General features: G+C 73.2%; 12 protein-coding genes. 6 read left to right on the top strand and 6 right to left on the bottom strand.

Annotated features, from left to right (window positions below; translation table 11 throughout):
- Positions 1 to 45: 45 nt before the first annotated feature.
- From BLS99_RS24355 to BLS99_RS24345, 3 genes are all read right to left on the bottom strand, one after another.
- Positions 46 to 2,859, bottom strand: coding sequence for an Hsp70 family protein (locus BLS99_RS24355; RefSeq protein ID WP_091054342.1), 2,814 nt, complete (start codon positions 2,857 to 2,859; stop codon positions 46 to 48).
- A gap of 191 nt (positions 2,860 to 3,050) precedes the next feature.
- Entirely contained in the window at positions 3,051 to 3,842 is a 792-nt protein-coding gene (locus BLS99_RS24350; RefSeq protein WP_091054341.1) for a hypothetical protein, read from the bottom strand.
- A 126-nt stretch (positions 3,843 to 3,968) separates the two neighbouring features.
- Positions 3,969 to 5,216: a PA2928 family protein gene (locus BLS99_RS24345; protein ID WP_091054340.1), complete on the bottom strand. Its 1,248-nt coding sequence runs from the start codon at positions 5,214 to 5,216 to the stop codon at positions 3,969 to 3,971.
- A gap of 105 nt (positions 5,217 to 5,321) precedes the next feature.
- Here BLS99_RS24345 and BLS99_RS24340 point away from each other — a divergent pair, with 105 nt between their 5' ends.
- The 5 genes from BLS99_RS24340 (at position 5,322) to BLS99_RS24320 (ending at position 12,332) form a co-directional block, all read left to right on the top strand.
- Positions 5,322 to 6,719: a hypothetical protein gene (locus tag BLS99_RS24340; protein ID WP_091054339.1), complete on the top strand. Its 1,398-nt coding sequence runs from the start codon at positions 5,322 to 5,324 to the stop codon at positions 6,717 to 6,719.
- Positions 6,716 to 7,756, top strand: coding sequence for a hypothetical protein (locus tag BLS99_RS24335; RefSeq protein WP_091054338.1), 1,041 nt, complete (start codon positions 6,716 to 6,718; stop codon positions 7,754 to 7,756). The genes BLS99_RS24340 and BLS99_RS24335 overlap by 4 nt, the downstream gene beginning before the upstream one ends.
- Complete coding sequence (locus BLS99_RS24330; RefSeq protein WP_091054337.1) at positions 7,753 to 9,363, top strand: tetratricopeptide repeat protein; 1,611 nt, start codon at positions 7,753 to 7,755, stop codon at positions 9,361 to 9,363. Before BLS99_RS24335 ends, BLS99_RS24330 begins: the two co-directional genes overlap by 4 nt.
- 7 nt (positions 9,364 to 9,370) lie before the next feature.
- Positions 9,371 to 10,573, top strand: coding sequence for a CHAT domain-containing protein (locus BLS99_RS24325; RefSeq protein WP_091054336.1), 1,203 nt, complete (start codon positions 9,371 to 9,373; stop codon positions 10,571 to 10,573).
- A 157-nt stretch (positions 10,574 to 10,730) separates the two neighbouring features.
- Positions 10,731 to 12,332 carry an SNIPE associated domain-containing protein gene (locus tag BLS99_RS24320; protein ID WP_091054335.1) on the top strand — a complete coding sequence of 534 codons (1,602 nt, stop codon included), beginning with the start codon at positions 10,731 to 10,733 and terminating at the stop codon, positions 12,330 to 12,332.
- A 42-nt stretch (positions 12,333 to 12,374) separates the two neighbouring features.
- On the opposite strand, the gene BLS99_RS24315 is transcribed toward BLS99_RS24320, so the two are convergent.
- On the bottom strand, positions 12,375 to 12,818 hold the full coding sequence (locus BLS99_RS24315; protein WP_091054334.1) for a hemerythrin domain-containing protein: 444 nt from the start codon (positions 12,816 to 12,818) through the stop codon (positions 12,375 to 12,377).
- 116 nt (positions 12,819 to 12,934) lie between these two features.
- Here BLS99_RS24315 and BLS99_RS24310 point away from each other — a divergent pair, with 116 nt between their 5' ends.
- Entirely contained in the window at positions 12,935 to 13,528 is a 594-nt protein-coding gene (locus BLS99_RS24310) for a TIGR03086 family metal-binding protein (RefSeq protein WP_176953522.1), read from the top strand.
- Positions 13,529 to 13,626: 98 nt separating this feature from the next.
- On the opposite strand, the gene BLS99_RS24305 is transcribed toward BLS99_RS24310, so the two are convergent.
- Entirely contained in the window at positions 13,627 to 16,125 is a 2,499-nt protein-coding gene (locus BLS99_RS24305; RefSeq protein ID WP_091054332.1) for an MMPL family transporter, read from the bottom strand.
- A gap of 45 nt (positions 16,126 to 16,170) precedes the next feature.
- Complete coding sequence (locus tag BLS99_RS24300) at positions 16,171 to 16,803, bottom strand: TetR/AcrR family transcriptional regulator (RefSeq protein ID WP_091054331.1); 633 nt, start codon at positions 16,801 to 16,803, stop codon at positions 16,171 to 16,173.
- Between the last annotated feature and the right edge of the window lie 408 nt (positions 16,804 to 17,211).

Genomic DNA, 17,211 nt, shown 5'->3' with positions numbered 1-17,211 from the left:
CCTGCGCCGGGCGCGCTGGACCGCGCCGGGCTCGCCGGGGCGTGTTCAGGCGAGGCCGGTGGCGGTCATGAGCAGGGCCCGGCCGTCGCCGGCGTGGACGGCGACGAGGTCGCCGGCGACCGCGACGTGCTCGTACAGCTCGACGCCGGTGTTCTGCACGGGGGTCCGGTCGCCGGTGGCGAGGTCGAGCACGTACACCTCCCAGGCGGTGTTCGTGCCGTCGTAGCCGATGCTCTCGACCACGGCGCGGCCGTCGCGGACGGCGAGGACCGAGGAGTAGGGCTCGTCCGCGCCTTGGACGATCTTCCCGTCGAAGTCCACGACGCGCGCCTCGGAGACGGTGTCGAAGGTCTGGTCGCCGTGGACGATGCCGGTGGGCGCGGTGTACCAGTTCTCCTCGTCGGCCCAGTCGATGGAAGCGAGTTCCCATGCCTGCGCGCCGGTCTGGGTGTCGACGGCGATGGTCTTGTAGGTCTCGGCGGTGGTGTTCTCGACCGCCGCGCACACCAGGTGCTCGCCGCAGGGCTTGACCTGGATGATCGCGTCGCCGGCGGCGAACTCGATCCGCCAGGCTTCGGCGAGGTCGCCGAGCGCGTACCCGGCGAGGACGGCGCGGCCGGGGGACGCCTCGTCGGAGACCTTGCCGACGGCGAGGCCGTCGAAGGCGGTCCACTGGTAGGAGTCGATCGGGAGGTCGCCGGAGGCGAGGGACCCGCCGTCGGCGGCGTCGCGGACGACCGCGGTGCCCTCGTAAGGGTCGAGGTCCACGACCCGGTCGGCGACGGCGAGGTTGTCGTAGAGCGCGTATGAGTTCGGCGGGACGGTCCCGGCGTGCTCGCCGCCGTCGTTCCAGACGGTCTCGGCGCGGATGCGGTACTCGTCGATGATGTAGAGGTCTTCGGGGCCTTTCTTCTTCCACACCTCGTCGCCGGTGGTGAGGTCGATGCGGATGACGGCGTTGTCGTCGAAGCCGGTGCGCTGCTCCACGAGCAGGTCGGTGCCGTAGTACGCGAGGTCGTTGCGGTCGATCCAGGCCCGCTTCCACAGGAACTCGCCGGTGTCGAGGGCGACGGCGGCGCGCATGTTCTGGCCCTCGTCGGTGGCCGAGCCCATCGCGTCGATGAGGAGGAGGTTCCCGACGATGGACAGGAACGTCTCGGTGGGCTCCAGCTCGTACTCGTTCGTCCACAGTGTCGTACCGGCGGCGTCGTAGGCGTTCGCCAGGAGCTTGCCGCCGACGACGTCGGTGACGACGGCGACCCCGTCCCCGGCGGCCACCGCGGCGGCGCCGGGCGTGGTGAGCGACTGCTCCTTGACGACCTCCAGGGCGGTGCCGTCGGTGGCGCCGCCGCCGGTGGCGCCCTCGGCGACGTCGCCGATCCCGTCGAGGAGGTCCCCGCCGTCGAAGTCGCCGAAGAGCCCGCTGAAGTCGGTGCGGTTCACCGCGATCACGATGAGGATGACGATGACGGTCACCACCGAGGACGCGACCGAGAGCGCGGCCCAGCGCCGCGCCGGCGGGGCCGTCCCCGGCAGCGGTCCGGTGTGGACGGTGGGCCGGAACAGGTGCGGGGACACCGGCGGCGGGTAGGGCCCGGCGGGGGTCGGCTGCGAAGGCCCGTACGGCGGGCTCGGCTGGGAGGTGTGCGGGGGCTGCGAGACCGGCGGCGGCTGCGACGTGTGCGGCTGCTGCGGCGGCAGGCTCCCGGCGGGGCTCTGCACCGGGTAGGGCGCGTACCCGACCGGCGCCATCGGCGTGGTCGGGGGCGGCGGCGCGGTGTCGAGTCCGGCGGCGGCGTGCTTCAACGCGCCGAAGGCGACCGGGAGTTCGGGCTGCTCGGGCACGGACGGCGCGACGCCGAGGCGCGCGTGCAGCCGGGTCGCGACCAGGGGCATGCGGCTGGAGCCGCCGACGAGGAGGAGCGCGCTGAGCGCGGCGGGTTCGACCCCGGCCCGCTCGACGGTGCGGCGGGTCTCGTCCACCGCGCGGGCCACGAGCGGGTCGGCGAGGCTGGTGAGCTCGTCGCGGGTGAGGTGCAGGCCCATCGGATTGTGGCCGGGCAGGCCCACGGGCGCGGTGGAGGTGCGCGACAGCATCTCCTTCGCGGCCCGCACCTCGCCCCAGAACGCGAGGCGGTCGCGCAGGTCCGCGGTGCCCTGCGGCTCGTCCAGGCGCTTCCACAGCTCGGGGTCGCGTCCGGCGATGACGCGGCCGAGGTGCGCGGCGAGCGCCATGTCGATGTCGAGGCCGCCGAGGTCGTCCAGGCCGCCGAACGCGAGGGTGCGCAGGCCGGTGTCGTCGCGGCGGACCACGGCCACGTCGAAGGTGCCGCCGCCGAAGTCGAAGATGGCGACGGTGCCGCCGACGGGGATCTCCTGGCCGAGGACCTCGGCGCAGTAGGTGGCGGCGGCGATCGGCTCGGGCAGGAGCCGCACCGGGCCCATCCCGGCGAGGCCGGCGGCGGCTTCGAGCCGGGCGCGGCGCACCGGGCCCCAGTCGGCGGGGAAGGTGAGGACGGTGTCGGTGGGGCGCATGCCGGACGCGGCGGCCTCCTCGGCTACGCGGCGCAGGCCGGTGGCGAGCAGTTCCTCCACGGGGACCTCGCGCTCGCCGAGGAGGACGGTGCCGTCGTCGATGCGCCGCTTGGGGTGCGGCTCGAACCGGCCCGGGTCGGCGGCGGCGAGCCGCTGGGCGTCGCGGCCGGTGTGGAGGTCGCCGTCGGCGTCGAGGTAGACGCCGGAGGCGAGGAGCGGGGAGCCGTCGAACAGCAGTGAGCGGGGTTCCTGCCCGCCGCGGCCGATGACGGCGACGGTGTGGGTGGTGCCGAGGTCGACGGCGAGCCAAACGGGAGCGTTCACGGGTCCTACTCACTCGGTCGGGGCGGTGGAGGGGGCGTCCGGGACGGGGGCTCCGGACTCCCGCGAGGATACCCGGCGGGGCTGACAGGGCCGGTCGTGCGGCACTGCCGATGCACTGGTCGGGACGCGGGGAAGGGGCGTTTCCGCCCGTACCGGACCCGCCTCGCGGGCGGGCCCGGTGCGGGCGGGTCTCAAGGGGCGACGGCCGTCAGGATGACCACTTCGGACTCGTCGTGGGGCAGGTACCTCACCCGCACGACCATGCCCGGCTGGACCTGGGGGAGGGCGCTGGCGTCCATCGGCTTGCGCTGCTTCAGGTCGAAGACCGAGCCGTCGGCGCGGGTGATGCGCAGGCCGATGTCCATGACGGCCCGGTCGCCCTGGAGGTCACCGGTCGGGGCGAGGGCGAGGACGACGGCGCGGCCGTCGACGCCCTGCTCGGCGATCTGGAGCTGGCGGGGCGTGACCAGGCCCTTGGCGAGGCGCACCCGGTCGAACGCGGCCTGCATCTCGGCCTGCGGGGCGTCGACGGCGATGACCACGCGGCCGTCGGTGCTGCCGGGGCGGTACCGCACGGGGAGCATCGCGCCGGGGACGACCGCGGCGAGTTCGGTGAGGTCGACGAGGCTGCGCGAGACGGCCCGGAACGACTGGCCGTCGGGGGTGTCGACGTCGAAGAGGATCTCCAGCTGCGGCTGGTCGTTGACCGAGAGGCCGGTGCGGGAGACCTGGACGACGGTGCCGATGGCGATCGGGGTGTGCTCGAAGCCCTTGGGCACCATGCCGCGCAGCTCGCGCAGCGGCCCGTCGGCGAGGCGGCCCATCATGCCCATGAAGGGCAGGACCGAGACGAGGATGATCGGGCCGGCCATCCAGCCGTTCACCCACGGGATCGGGCTGTCGGAGGTGAGGCCCGTGAGGACGTACATGGCGGAGGCGGCGAGGCCGGCGATGAGGACGACGGCGTTGATGAACTTGAACATTTCGGTGTTCCTTTCTCGGGGACGGTTCCAGTCTCGGGCCGGACCGGCGGCTACCGGTCACAGGTTTCGGTCGGGAGTGTGCGTTCGTGCTGGTGGAGCGGTCGCTGGTGCGGGTTCGCGGGATCGTCAGTCCACGCTGTCGCCGAACAGGTCGAGGTCGCCGAAGACGGCGCGGTCCACCGAGCCGTCCGGCGCGACGATGACGAGGTCGCTGAGCAGGAGGCCGTCGGCCGGCACCGCGAGGACCACGGTGTGGCCGCCGGGTGCGGTCATGCTGCGGCCCAGGTGGTCCGCGGTGGCGAGGGACGCGGTGGGCAGCCCGGTGCGGAGGTCGACCACGGTGAGCGTGAAGCCCTCCGCGCCCGGCTCGGTCCGGTGCTCGACCAGGACGTGCCCGGTGGGCGCGCCCGCGGCGGTTCCGGCGGGTGCGATCAGGTCGATTGCGGCCGTGGGGTCTTCGAGCACGCCGTCGATGAGCGCGTCGACGTCGATCTCCCAGGTCGCGGAGGTGACGGTCTGGTCGAGGACGATCGCGGCCTCGTAGTAGACGCGGGTGCCGAGCGCGCGGCGCCCGTCCGCGTCCTCGACGGCGAGGGTCGCGCCGAGCGCGTCCGCGCCGGTCGGCTCGACGCCGACCGTGGCGCCCTCGCCTACGGACGCCTCGGTGGTGGTCATGCCGCCGAGCGCGGGGAAGGCGCCCTCCGCGGCGAGGCGCCCGCTCCACGCCGCGGCCACGGCCGGGTCGGCGGGCGCCGCTTCGCGCGCGTCGAGGGCGACAGTGTGGAACCCGCCGTCGACGTCGAGGGCCACGACTCCCGCGGCGGGATCGAAACCGTATGCGGCCGTGCCGGAACCGGCCGCCTCCAGGCCCGGCACGCCACCGCTGCCGACGACGAGCGAGCCGTCGTCGAGGTCGCGGATCTGGAGGCCGTCGCCGGTCGCGATGTACGCGTACTCGGCGCCCGCGGCGACGGCCGCGGCGTCCGCGTCGAGCGCGTCCGCGAGCTGCACGTCCCACCGCGTCTCGCCCGAGGCGAGGTCGACGGCGGCGAGGCGCACGGCGTCGACGTCGCCCGCGATCTCGGCGAGGAGGCCCCCGGCGGCGGCGCGGTCGTACGGGACGAGCGCGAGGCCGTCCGCGGAGAACGCGATCCCGCTGCGGAGCATGACGTCCGGGTCCGGCGCGGTCAGGTACTCGCCGCCGATCGCGGTGGCGCCGATGCCGATCGCGAGCGCGATCGTCGCGGCGAACATCCCGCCGCCGAGGCCGCGGCGGCGCTTCGGGACGAGCGGATGCTCAGGGGTGCCGTAGGGGGAGCGCACGAGCTGCGAGTGGGCCGGGAGCGGGTTGGCCGCGCGGAAGTCGTGGAACATCGGGGCCTCCTTCTGGGTGGGCGACGCCGTCAGCGTCGCCCCGCGCGGCCCCCTACCGATCACAGGTTCCACCGGAATTCGTACGGCTCGACTACACTTCGCGGCATGGTCCATGGCCTCGCGGCCTCGGCGGCCGTCCCGCGGGGCATGCTCGTCGCCGACGCCTGGTCCCAGCTCGGCGACGCCGTGGCGCCCTTGAGCAACGCGTCGGGGCGGCCCCTCGCGCGCACCGTCAAGCTCCTGCTCGACCCGCTCGTGCTGCGCCCGGCCCAGAACCCGCGCTTCTCCGGCGGCGTGGTCGCCATCGCGCACGTCGACGCGCTGCGCCAGGCGATCCTCGACGCCGGGCCCGCGCTCGCCGCGACCGCCGCGTGGTTCCAGCTCGTCAAGCGCGCCCGCCGCCGCGCCGGGATCACCGAGGGGCATCCGCAGGACCTGTACTTCCAGCGCTGCTACGAACTCGCGCACCTCCACGGCGACCCCGGCGCCCTGCCGGACGCCGCGCAGATCGCGGCCTCGACTGTCGAGGACGTCCACGCCGAGCGCGGCGAGGTGTCGGTGGACCGCCTGCGGCGCTTCCTGACCGACCCCGACCGCACCGCCGAACTCGCCGGGATGATCCACGACGCGTGGACGCACCGGCCTTCGCCGATGCGCGCAGACCCCGACCCGGGGCTGCGCGCGTTCCTCGACGACTGCGCGACCGCGCCCGACCCGCGCCTGTGGAAGGCGTTGGCGGACACCGCGACCGGGACCGCGGCGGCCGCGGACCTCGACCGGCCCGGCGTCGCCTCGGGGTACGGGCTCACCGCGCGGGACCGGCCCACCGCGCCGGAGCTGGGCGAGCGGGCCTCGAAGCGGGCCTTGCCGAGGCCGTTCGACCGGTCCATCATGGAGCGGCTGTTCGCGGCGTTCACGACCTGGTTCCAGCGCGAGGCGATGGCCGACGTGCCGTCCCTGGTCACCGGCGAGATCCAGCGCTCCGCCGCACCCTGGCAGCTCGGGCGGGAGCAGAGCCGGGTGCTGATGGCGCTGGGACGGGACGCCAGCGCGGGGCTTGCGAGCGCCGGCACTGGAAGCGGCGGCGGCGCCGGTTCGTTCGGTCATGACGCTGATGGCCCCGGCCTTGCCGGCGCCGGTTCCGACGCCCCCGGTGCCGCTCTCACAGGCACAGGCTCGACCGGCGCCGGCTCGGCTGGCACCTCAGACGCGCACGCGCGCTTGCTGAACCGGTGGAGCCGCGAGAAGTACGTCAACTTCGCGCTGGGCCTGCCCGACCCGGAGGCGCCGGAGATCCCCGCCGACCTGCTCCGGGAGGTGCGCGATCCGCAGGGGCCGTTCATGCGGCGGCTGTGGGCGCGGCTGCACGGCCGCGAGCTGCGGGCCGAGGCGACGGGCGCCGACGAGGTGTGGGACCTGCTCGACGGCGTGCTCCGCTCGGTCATCATGGACCAGCGCGACCGGCTCCGCCGCGTCCTCGAACGCGCGGGAGGCCCGTCATGACCGGGTTCGCGGTCGACCGCACCGGCCCCGCCCTCGTCGTCGGCGGGCCCGCTCCCGACCCGCGGCTGACCGGCCTCGTGGAGGGCCGGGGCGCACTGCTGCTGTGGAACCTCGCTGCGCCGCAACCGCATCCGGCTGCGATCGTCTGGGATCCGGCCCTCGCGACCGAGTGGCTGTGGGAGGTCTACGGGCCCGACACCGCCGCCGCGGTCCTCGACGGCCCGGACACCGTCGCGACCGCCTGGGAGTCCCCGGTCCTCGACGCGGCCCGGGACCTGGCGCTGCTGCGCTGGGCCGAGGCGTGGTGGCCGGCCTCGTACGCGGCGGCCGTCCCGGCGCTGCCGAGGGCACTGCTGCTGGCCGAGACCACCTGGTGCACCGCACGAGTGGAGCACCTGCTGGAGGACGAGGAGGCGGTCGAACGCGCACTGTCCCGAGTAGACCTCGGGGCACTCGCGCCGCTCCGATCGAATCCGGGTGTGGACACGGAGATCGCCGACCTCTCCGAACGGCTGGGAGACCTCGCGGAGAGCTACGGCGTGGTCCTGCGGGCCGAAGCCCCTGCCCGCCGCGAGGACTGGGCGCTCGCCGCGGGCGGCCCGGCACCCGGCGACCTGACCGTCTCCGGCGGCACGGTGGCCGTCGACGCCAGGTTCACTCCGCGCGGCCTGGTCGACGCCGAGTCCGACGCCGCCTGGACCCTCGTCCAGCGCTCGGGCGCCTGGCTCCTCACGCTCACCGTCCCTGCCGCACCCGATGCCGCGGACGCCGTGCTCACCGCCCGCTTCGCCGGGCTCGACGTCCCGCTCCGGCTCGACGCGAACGGCGCGTTCACCGGCGAGACCGAAGCACCACTTGACGTGGTGACCCGGCTCGCGGCCGAGACCCGCGTCCTGGTCCACGCGCCGTGGTTCGCCCCGGTGCCGCCCGAGCCCGGCCCCGACGACCCGCAGTGGCGGGCCGCGGCGCTCGCGTTCGCCCGCGCCCGGCTCGCGTCTCCCGACGCGACCCTCACCGAGCGGGCGGCCCGGTCATGAACGACGACGTGATCGGCGTGCGCGGTAAGGAGTCCAGCGGACCCCGCTGGGCCGCGTTCAAGGAGCTGAACAACACCGCCGCGCGGCTCGGCGCCACCGGGCGGATCGCCGAGGCGACCGCGATGCTCCGCGAGGCCGTCGAGATGACCTATGTGGATGATGTCGACGCCGCGGGGCTCGACGGCCGGGCCCGCGCGCTGGGCAACCTCGCCGGACTCGCCGAAGGCCAGGGCGACACCGAGGGGGCGCTGCGCCTCGCCGAGGAGGCGCTGGCCGCGTGCTACGCCGCCGAATCCGAAGCGGGCGACCGGTACGGCACGGTCGCGGTCCGCGCCTCGGTCCTCGTCAACCGCGCCCAGACCCTCCAGCTCCTCGGCCGACTCGACGAGGCCCTGGCCGACCTCGACGGCGCGCTCGACATCGTGGGCGAAGGCGGCGACGGCGACGAAGGGCTCCTCGCCATCTCCGCCAACAACTCCCGCAGCGTGCTCCTCATCGGACTCGAACGCCTCGAAGAGGCCGAGGCCGCCGCCCAGTTGACGCTCCAGCTGGCCTCCGCCCGGGACCCGCGCCTGACCGGGCACCCGTACTCGAACCTCGCCGCGATCGCGCAGGCGCTCAACGACCACGAGACCGCGATGGCGTACCTGCTACTCGCCGAGCAGGTGCACCTCGCGGCCGGCGACCCGGTCACGGCCGCGCTCGCGGTCGCGAACCAGGGCCGCGTCGCGATGCGCATGGGCGACACCGACGCGGGCCAGCGACTCCTCGCCGCGGCCGAGCAGGCGTTCAGCGACGGCGAGCAGCCTTTGCGGGCCGCGGAGCTGCGCTACAGCCGCGCGCACGCCGCGTTCCAGGCCGGCGACCCGGCCCGGGCGCGCGAACTCCTCGGCCCCGCGATCACGGTCCTGCGCGACGCGGGCCACGCGTCGATGCTCGCCGAATCGCTTGCGGTGCAAGGCGACATCTACGCCGCCGAGGCCGCGTGCCAGCAGGCCGAGGAGTCGTACCTCGAAGCGTGGCGGGTCTACGAAGCGGCCGGTGCCCGATACCATTTGGCGCGCATCGACATGCGCCGTGCGTTCGCGGTCGCCGACTGGGCCGGCCGGGTCGCGTCCCCGGCGGACCGCGAGCGGCTGCTGCGCTTCGCGTTCGACCTCTCGCTCCCCTCCGCCCTCGCGACCGACGCGATGCGCCACGGCTTCGCGCCCGGCCGCTCCCGCGAGCGCTGGGCGGCCACGGTCGCGGTCCCGGCGATGGCGCACGCCCTGAGCCTCGCCGCGGCCCTGCGCGACGGGGCACTGGTGTCGGAGCTGCTGGAGCACATGAGCGCCACGGTCTCCCTCCACGCGCCCGCGCCCCTCGACTACGAGCCGTTCGAGGAGGAGCCGAACCTCACCGCCCCCACCGGCGGAGAACCGCTCTCCTTCACCGCATCGGCACTCGTCACCGGCACGTCGGGCGACTTCCCGGCGACGCGCTTCGCGCTGCCGCCGCGGCTCCGCGTCAACCCGTGGCGCGAGTCCCAATTGGAGCCCTGGATCCAGGAGACGGAGCGCCGCTACGGGTTCGCGATCCGGTCCGACGAGGTGATCGAGACGTGGTGAGCAGGTCATGGTGAAGAGGCCGACGGTGCAGCTCAAGCTCGTCGACGCCGACGGGCTCTACTACTCGTGGAGGTGGGAGCACGACCTCGGAGCGATCCAGAACATCATGGTCGAGGCCGGCCGGGTGCAGCCCGCGCTCGACGCCCTGGCCGAAGCCCTCCCGACCCCGCTGCCCGAGGAGACGGTCAACCAGGCGCTGCATCGCGCCCTCACCGGTCCCCTGATGAACCGCGAACAGGAGGCGGGCCTCGCCACCGCCCTGGCCCGTTCGCTCATCCCCTACCAGCTCGCGCAGGAGCTGAACAGCCTCCTCGAACAGGGCCACCGCCCGCACGTCCGCATCCAGCCGTCCCTCTCGACCGCCCAAGTCCCCTGGGAGGCGCTGCGAGTCGACGAGGGCGAGCGCTTCGTGACGAACGCCGACCTCTCGGTCCTCCCTCCGGCGACGGTCCGCAACGCGCCGGAGCGCCGGAAGTCCGAGTGGAACCCCGGAGGCCCGGTGGTCGCGGTCCTGGACCCGCAGATCCCGGGCGCGGGAAGAGACCTCGGCTCGGTCCTGGGCCCGGTCCCCGAGGACTCCCCCCTCCGAACCGTGGTCGCCGCACTGGGAGATCGCCTCGCACCCCCCGGAGAACCCTTCCGCAGAGCAGACCTGGACCGAGACGCGATCCGACCCCTCCTCACCGACGCCGCGCGCCTCCTCTACGTCGGCCACGTGACCACGTCAAAACACGGCCTCGACGCCCGCCTCCATTTGAGCTGCGGCCCGGGTACGACGGGCCGAGCCGCCGTGGTGAACGGACACCGCCCGCTGACCGCGGCCGACCTCCTCCTGGGCCACCGACCCGGCGCCGCCGAGGGCTGGTCGATGCCGAACCGGGTCGCGCTCATCGCCTGCGAGAGCGGCGGCGAGGTTCGCTTCGCCGAACCGGTCGGCCTCGTCGCCGCGGCCCTCCACGCGGGCGCCCGCTACGTCACCGCCACCCGCTGGACCCTCCCCACCGACGAAGGTCTCCGCCGCTTCTCCCCCACCCCGATGCCCCCGCTCCTCCCCGAAGCGATCGCCGCAGTGAACGCAGCCCACGACACCCCCGACCCGGTGGCCGCCCTCAACGCCTGGCAACGGCAGAAAGCCGCCGCCTGGGAATCCGCAGGCCGCCCCGAAGACAACCCCATCATCTGGGCCGCCCTCGCCACCACCTTCGGCTGATCGTTCGAATCCCGCTCCGCATTGCGGACGCCGTCTCCGCCGATCGGCCTGTATGGACTGACCGTTCATGCATTCCCCGGCTGAGGCGTTGCCGATCGCCCGCACCAGGTGGAATCGTGATGTGACTCAACGTGGAGTCGGCATAGGAGCGGATTCGATGGCCCATCGATTCAACACACCCCCCGGATGGCCCGTGGCCCCCGACTGGACCCCGCCGCAGCACTGGCAGCCCCCGCCCGACTGGCCGCACCCACCGCAGGACTGGCAGTGGTGGGTCGAGGTACCCGAAGCGCCGGCCGCACCACCGGTCCCCGCGGTTCCGGCGCAGCCGCTGCCCGCTGCGCCCGCCTCCGACGTCAATCCGGACCTCCTGCACCTCCTCGCGACCCCGGTCACCGCCGTCGCGCAGTCGACCAACGGCCGCGGCAACCGGAAGGCGCAGTTGGAGTCCCAGGTCGAAGCGCTCACCGGTTTCGCGGAGCGGTTGCAGCGGGCGCTCACCTCGACCGTCGGCGAACTGCGGGTGCTCGGCGCGCTCGACGCCGCCGAGCTGACGGTCGAGATCGGCAGGCGCAAGGCCATGATCGAGCACCTCGAATCGACCGCGGAGGCGCACAAGGCATCCGTCGCGGCGGGCGCCGAGGCGCACCTGCGGCAGGTGGTCGACCAGGCGACGGCGGCGAACGCCGAGCTCCAGCGCCTCGGCATCGAACTCGACCGCCAGCGCGCGGCCCTGGTCGAGACCCGGGACACCGAACTGCTCCAGGAGGTCGGCGTCTACGAGTACAGCCACCCGCTCTCCGACGCGGTGGCGTTCAAGGCGCAGCTGGAGACGATCCGGGACCGCTACAAGGTCCTCGCGAAGAACGACCGCGCCATCACCTGCATCGCGAACTGGCACGTCAACGGCTCACTGGCGCAGGGCCGCAAGATGGTGCGCGAGTTCTCGAAGCTCATGCTCCGGGCCTACAACGCCGAGGCGGACAACCTGGTGCGGACCATGCGGCCGTACAAGGTCGACTCATCGGTCTCCCGGCTCGGGAAGACGCGCGAAACGATCATGCGGCTCGGCTCGACCATGGAGATGCGCATCTCCGACGAGTACCACTGGCTGCGCGTCGACGAGCTCAAGCTGACCGCCGATTACCTCGCCAAGGTCGCGGAGGAGAAGGAGCGCATCCGCGAGCAGCGCGCGAAGGAGCGAGAGGAGGAGAAGGCGCAGAAGGAGATGCAGCGCGAGACCGAGAAACTCGAGAAGGAGCGCGCGCACATCCAGGCGGCGATGGCGAAGCTCGCCGACAAGGGCGACCTCGACGCAGTCGAGGCACTGAAGGCCCAGTTGGAATCGGTCGACGCCGCTTTCGCGAACGTCATGGCCCGCCAGGCGAACTCCTCGATCGGACACGTCTACGTGATCTCGAACATCGGCGCCTTCGGTCCGAACATGGTCAAGATCGGCATGACCCGTCGGCTCGAACCGCTCGACCGGGTCAACGAGCTCGGCGACGCTTCGGTGCCGTTCCGGTTCGACGTGCACGCCATGATCTACAGCGAGAACGCGCCGAAGCTGGAGGCGAAGCTCCACGAGGTCTTCGCCGAGTTCCGCGTCAACCGCGTGAACCAGCGGCGCGAGTTCTTCTACGTCAGCCCCGAGCAGGTCCGCGATGAGCTCGCGAAACTGGAGGGCGAGCACCTGCTCGAGTACACCGACCATCCCGAGGCCTACGAGTGGCGCGCCAGCGGGGGCGAGCACCGTTAGGCCCGCCGCCCGGCCGCCCCTGCGGGCGGCCGGGCGGCGAAGTCATGCGAGGTCGCCGAGCAGCGCCTTCGGGTCGTCGCCGAGGGCGAGGGTGTCGAGGACGGTGAGGAGTTGGCGCTCCTCGTAGCCGAAGTGGGTCTCCATGACGGCGCTGATGCCGTCGAGGTGGCGGTGGAGGGTGTCGTCGTCGGCGCCGGCGTCGATGGCGGCGGCGAAGCCGCCGAGGAGGTGTTCGAGCATGTTGTGGTCGCGGACGAGGTTGGCGATCACGGGCGCCAGTTCGGGGTGGGCGGCGGTGATCTCGGGGAAGAGGCCGCGGTCCTCGCTCTGGTGGTGGCCGCTGAGGGCCGCGCAGAAGCCGCGGCAGTAGATGAGGAGGTCTTGGCCGACCTCTTCGAATTCGCCGTCGATCGAGCGACGGGCCAGGTCGAGGGCCTGGCGGAGGCGCTGGTGGACGCCCCTGAGCTGGGTGCTGAACGCGACCATGCGGTCGGTGTCGGAACTGATGTGGAACTCCTTCTGGATCCGGCGTCCCGCCCGCGGGGGCGGGGCGCCGTCGGCATCGTATCGGGGCCCGGCGCGGAGGTCCTATGATCCGGATCATGACCGCACTCCTCGCGTACCACCGCACCGCCATGGCGACCGCCGTGGACCTCGTCAACGAGGTCGAGCGCTTCGACCTGCCCACCCCTTGCGCGGGTTGGGACCTCGACCGGCTGCTCGCCCACATGACCGCGCAGAACCTCGGGTTCGCCGCCGCCGCGCGCGGTGACGCGTTCGAGCTGCGCACCTGGCAGGAGGTGCCCGCCACCCCGCAGGCGTTCGCGGACTCCGCGGAGGCGGTGGTGGCGGCGTTCGGGTCCGACAAGGCGCTTAGCCGGGACTGGTCGCTGCTCGCCGGGGCCGACCAGGAGCTCAAGGTGCCCGGTGGGACCGCGCTGGGGTTCCACTTCATCGACTACGTGGTGCACTCGTGGGACGTCGGCGTCTCGATCGGGAAGCGGCCCGTCTTCAGCGAGGAGCTGCTGACCGCCGTCGAGACGCTGGCGTTCGAGGTGCCGCTGACGGGCCCGGCCCGCACCGGGCCCTACGCGCCGTTCGCCCCCGCCGTGATGGCCGTGGCGGACGCCGGGGCCATGGACCGCGTGCTCGCGGTGCTCGGCCGCGACCCGAACTGGCGGTCGCCGCAGGGTTAGGAGTGCTCGGCGGGGTTCGGCATGTCGCCGGGGCTGCCGGGGCATGAGGCAAGGCCCCCTTCACCTCTCGGTGAAGGGGGCCTGACGGCACTGCGGCGCTATGCTTCCGCCTGCTCCACTTCCTTGTCCACATGGGGGTGTCGCCGCTCCAGGGCGGCGCCCTCCACGTCGACGTCAGGCAGGATGCGGTCGAGCCACTTCGGCAGCCACCACGCCTTGTCGCCCACCAGGTGCATGAGCGCCGGGATGATGAGCATCCGGACAAGGAACGCGTCGACGAGCACGCCGAAGGCCAGTGCGAAGCCGATCGGCCGGATCATCGTCGAGTGGGAGAAGATGAACCCGCCGAAGACCGCCATCATGATGATCGCGGCGGCCGTGACCACCGACCGGCCGGCGCGCACGCCGAGGACCACGGCCTGGCGCGCGGGCGCGCCGTGCGCGTACGCCTCGCGCATCCCCGAGCCGATGAACAGCATGTAGTCCATGGCGAGCCCGAACAGGATGCCGACCAGGAGCGTCGGCAGGAAGTTCAGGATCGGGCCCGGGGTGTCGACGCCGAAGACGTCGGCGAGCCAGCCCCACTGGTAGATCGCTACGACGCCGCCGAGGGCCGCGAAGTAGCTGAGGATGAAGCCGAGCGTCGCGAGGACCGGGACGAGGATCGAGCGGAACACCAGGATGAGGATGATGAGCGACAGGCCCACCACGACGGCGAGGTAGATCGGGAGCGCGTCGGCGAGGATCTCGGAGATGTCGATGTTGCCGCTCGCGGAGCCGGCGACGCCGATGTCCTCGATGCCGTCGATCGAGAGGTCCCGCAGGTCGTGGACGAGTTCCTGTGTGGACTCGCTGGTCGGGCCTTCCTCGGGGATGACCTGGAACGCCATGGTCTTCCCGTCTTCGGAGGTGCCGATGGGCGCGACGGCGACCACGTCGTCCTCGCCCGCGACCGCTTCGGCCACGGCGACTTGGGCGGTGAGGGAGCCGGCCTCGTCGGGGGCGTCGGCGAGGTCGGCGACCACGAGCAGGGAGCCGTTCTGGCCCTCGCCGAAGCGCTCGGCGATGGTCGCGTACGCCTGGTACTGGGTGGTGTCGTGCTGCTCGGAGGACCCGTCGGGCAGGTTGAGCCGCAGGTCCATCGCGGGGAGCGCGACGGCGACGAGGGCGCCGAGGCCGACGAGGACGCGCAGGACGGCGCGGCCGGTGTGCATCGGTTGGGGGTCGGGCCTGCGCTCGGCGGCGTCGTGCGAGTCGCGGGCGGTGCGCTCGCGCTTGCTGAGGATGCGGACGCCGACGAGGCGGAGCAGGGCCGGGATGAACGTGATGGCGACGAGCACCGCGATCGCGATGCAGAACGCGCCGATGGAGCCCATGAGGCCGAGGAACGGGATCCCGGTGATGTTCAGGGCCACCAGGGCGATGAGGACGGTGGCGCCGGCGAAGACGACGGCGTTGCCGGAGGTGCCGGTGGCGAGGGCGATCGACTCGTCGACCTCGTAGCCGTCCTTGAGCTGGCGGCGGTGGCGGTTGACGATGAACAGCGAGTAGTCGATGCCGACGGCGAGGCCGAGCATGAGGCCGAGGATCGGGGTCACCGAGGTCATCTCGACGGCGCCCGAGAGCGACATGCTGGCGAGGGCGCCGATGCCGACGGCGACCAGGGCGGTCGCGAGCGGCAGGACGGCGCCGAGGAAGGTGCCGAGCATGAGGACGAGGACGATGCCGGCGACGACGAGGCCGATGACCTCGCTGACGCCCGCGATGGCGGGGACGGAGTCCTGCATCTCGGAGGAGTAGTCGATCTGGACGCCGTCCACAGGGGAGTCCTCGAAGACCGCGCGGACCTCGTCCTTGGTCTCGGGGGTGACCTCCATCTGGGTGTCCTCGAAGGAGACCGTGACGATGGCGGCGCTGCCGTCGGAGGAGACGACGCCGGCGTCGGCGGCGAGTTCGAGGAGGGTGGCGCCCTCTTCGAGCGCGAGCGACTGGGCGTCGAGTTCGGCGGCGCCGGCGTCGAGTTCGGCCTGCTGCGCGTCGAGCTCGGCGTACCCGGCGTCGAGCTGGGCCTGCTGCGCGTCGAGTTCGGGCGAGTCGCCGGCGGCTTCGCGGGCGGCGTCGAGCTGCGCCTGGGACGCGTCGAGGTCGGCGCGGGCGGCGTCGAGGCCGGCGCGGCCCTGCTCGGCCTGGGCGATCCCGGCCTCGATCTGAGTGCGGCCCTCGTCGATCTGGGCCTGCTGCTCGTCGCGCTGGGCCTCGGTGGCGAAGGGGTCGACGACGGCGGCGACCCCGTCGACGTCGTCGGCCTGCGCGATGAGGGCCGAGATCGCGGCCTGCTGCTCGGCGGTGAACGCGTCGCCGTTCTCGGTGGAGACGACGATGCTGCCGGTGCCGCCGGACGCCTCGGGGAGCGCTTCGGCGAGGTGGTCGGTGACCTCCTCGGTGGGCGTGCCGGGGATGGAGAGGGTGGTGGCGAACGCGCCTCCGAAGAGGACGAACGCGGCCGCGGCGGCCGCGAGGACCAGGGCCCATGCGGCGATGACGGTTTTGGCGCGGCGGGCGCACCAGCGCCCGACGCGGTACAGGAACTCGGCCATGTGGTCTCCTGGTTCGACGGTTCGACGGTACGGGTGTTCTGGCGCTCAGGCGCCGGGTTCTCGCAGGATTTCGGTGGTGCGGGCGACGAGCCGGTCCCAGGCGCGTCGTGAGGCGGGGGTGTCGGCGGCGCCGGTCTCCTCGATCCAGAGGTGGACGAATCCGAGGAGGCCGCCGCAGAACGCGGCGACGAGGAGGCGGACGGCCAGGGTGTCGACGTCGGGGTGGCGCCCGGTCATGGCGGCGGTCATGCGTTCGGTGAAGAGGGTGAACGCGCGCTGCATGAGGAGGGCTTCGCGGTTGCCGGGCTGGGGGTCGGCGCCGCCGAGGATGTCGAAGAGTTCGACCACGACGGGGACGAGGTGGTGGGCGGAGGCGGTGGCGACGAGGTCGGCGAGGACGGTGTCGGGTTCGCGGTCGGCGCTGGCGGCTTGTGCGGACATGCGGTCGACGACTTCGGTGAGCATGTGGCCGGAGACCTCCGTGACGACGTCTTCGAGGGTGGCGAAGTGGTTGAAGACGGTGCGGCGGGAGACGTCGGCGGCGGCGGCGAGGTCGTCGACGGAGAAGTCGGCGGTGCGGCGCCGGGTCATGAGGTCGGCGGCGGCGTCGAGGATGGCGCGGCGGCTCTTGGCTTTGAGGGCGGCGCGTCGGTCGACGGGTCCGGTGGCTTCGGCCATGCCGCCTACACTAAATGCAACGATGCACTGAGTGCATCCTTCTGTGGAGATCGCCACACGGCGGGGGACGGCGGGCCGCCGCGCCAGGACGGCGGGTAGGGCACGGTCGGCACGGTCGGCACGGTCGGCACGGTCGGCACGGTCGGCACGGTCGGCACGGTCGGCACGGTCGGCACGGTCGGCACGGTCGGCGGTGCTCGCGGGGACGGGGGTAGCGCTACAAACCGTCCAGTCGGTATGCTGAGCGGAACCGGCCGGCCCGCTGCGGGCCGGCCGCGCGGTGCCGCGAGGATGGCCGTGCACCACCCCGATGACGAGGAGGTCGCCGTGGAGATCACCGGAGCCGTGCTGGAGCGCTGCGGCGCGCCGGGCCCGTACGCCGAGTCGATGCCGCTCACGCTGGGCCCC

Origin of the sequence: Glycomyces sambucus (assembly GCF_900102815.1) — a bacterium.
Classification (GTDB): Bacteria; Actinomycetota; Actinomycetes; order Mycobacteriales; family Micromonosporaceae; genus Glycomyces; species Glycomyces sambucus.
This window is presented reverse-complemented; position numbering and strand designations above follow the sequence as displayed.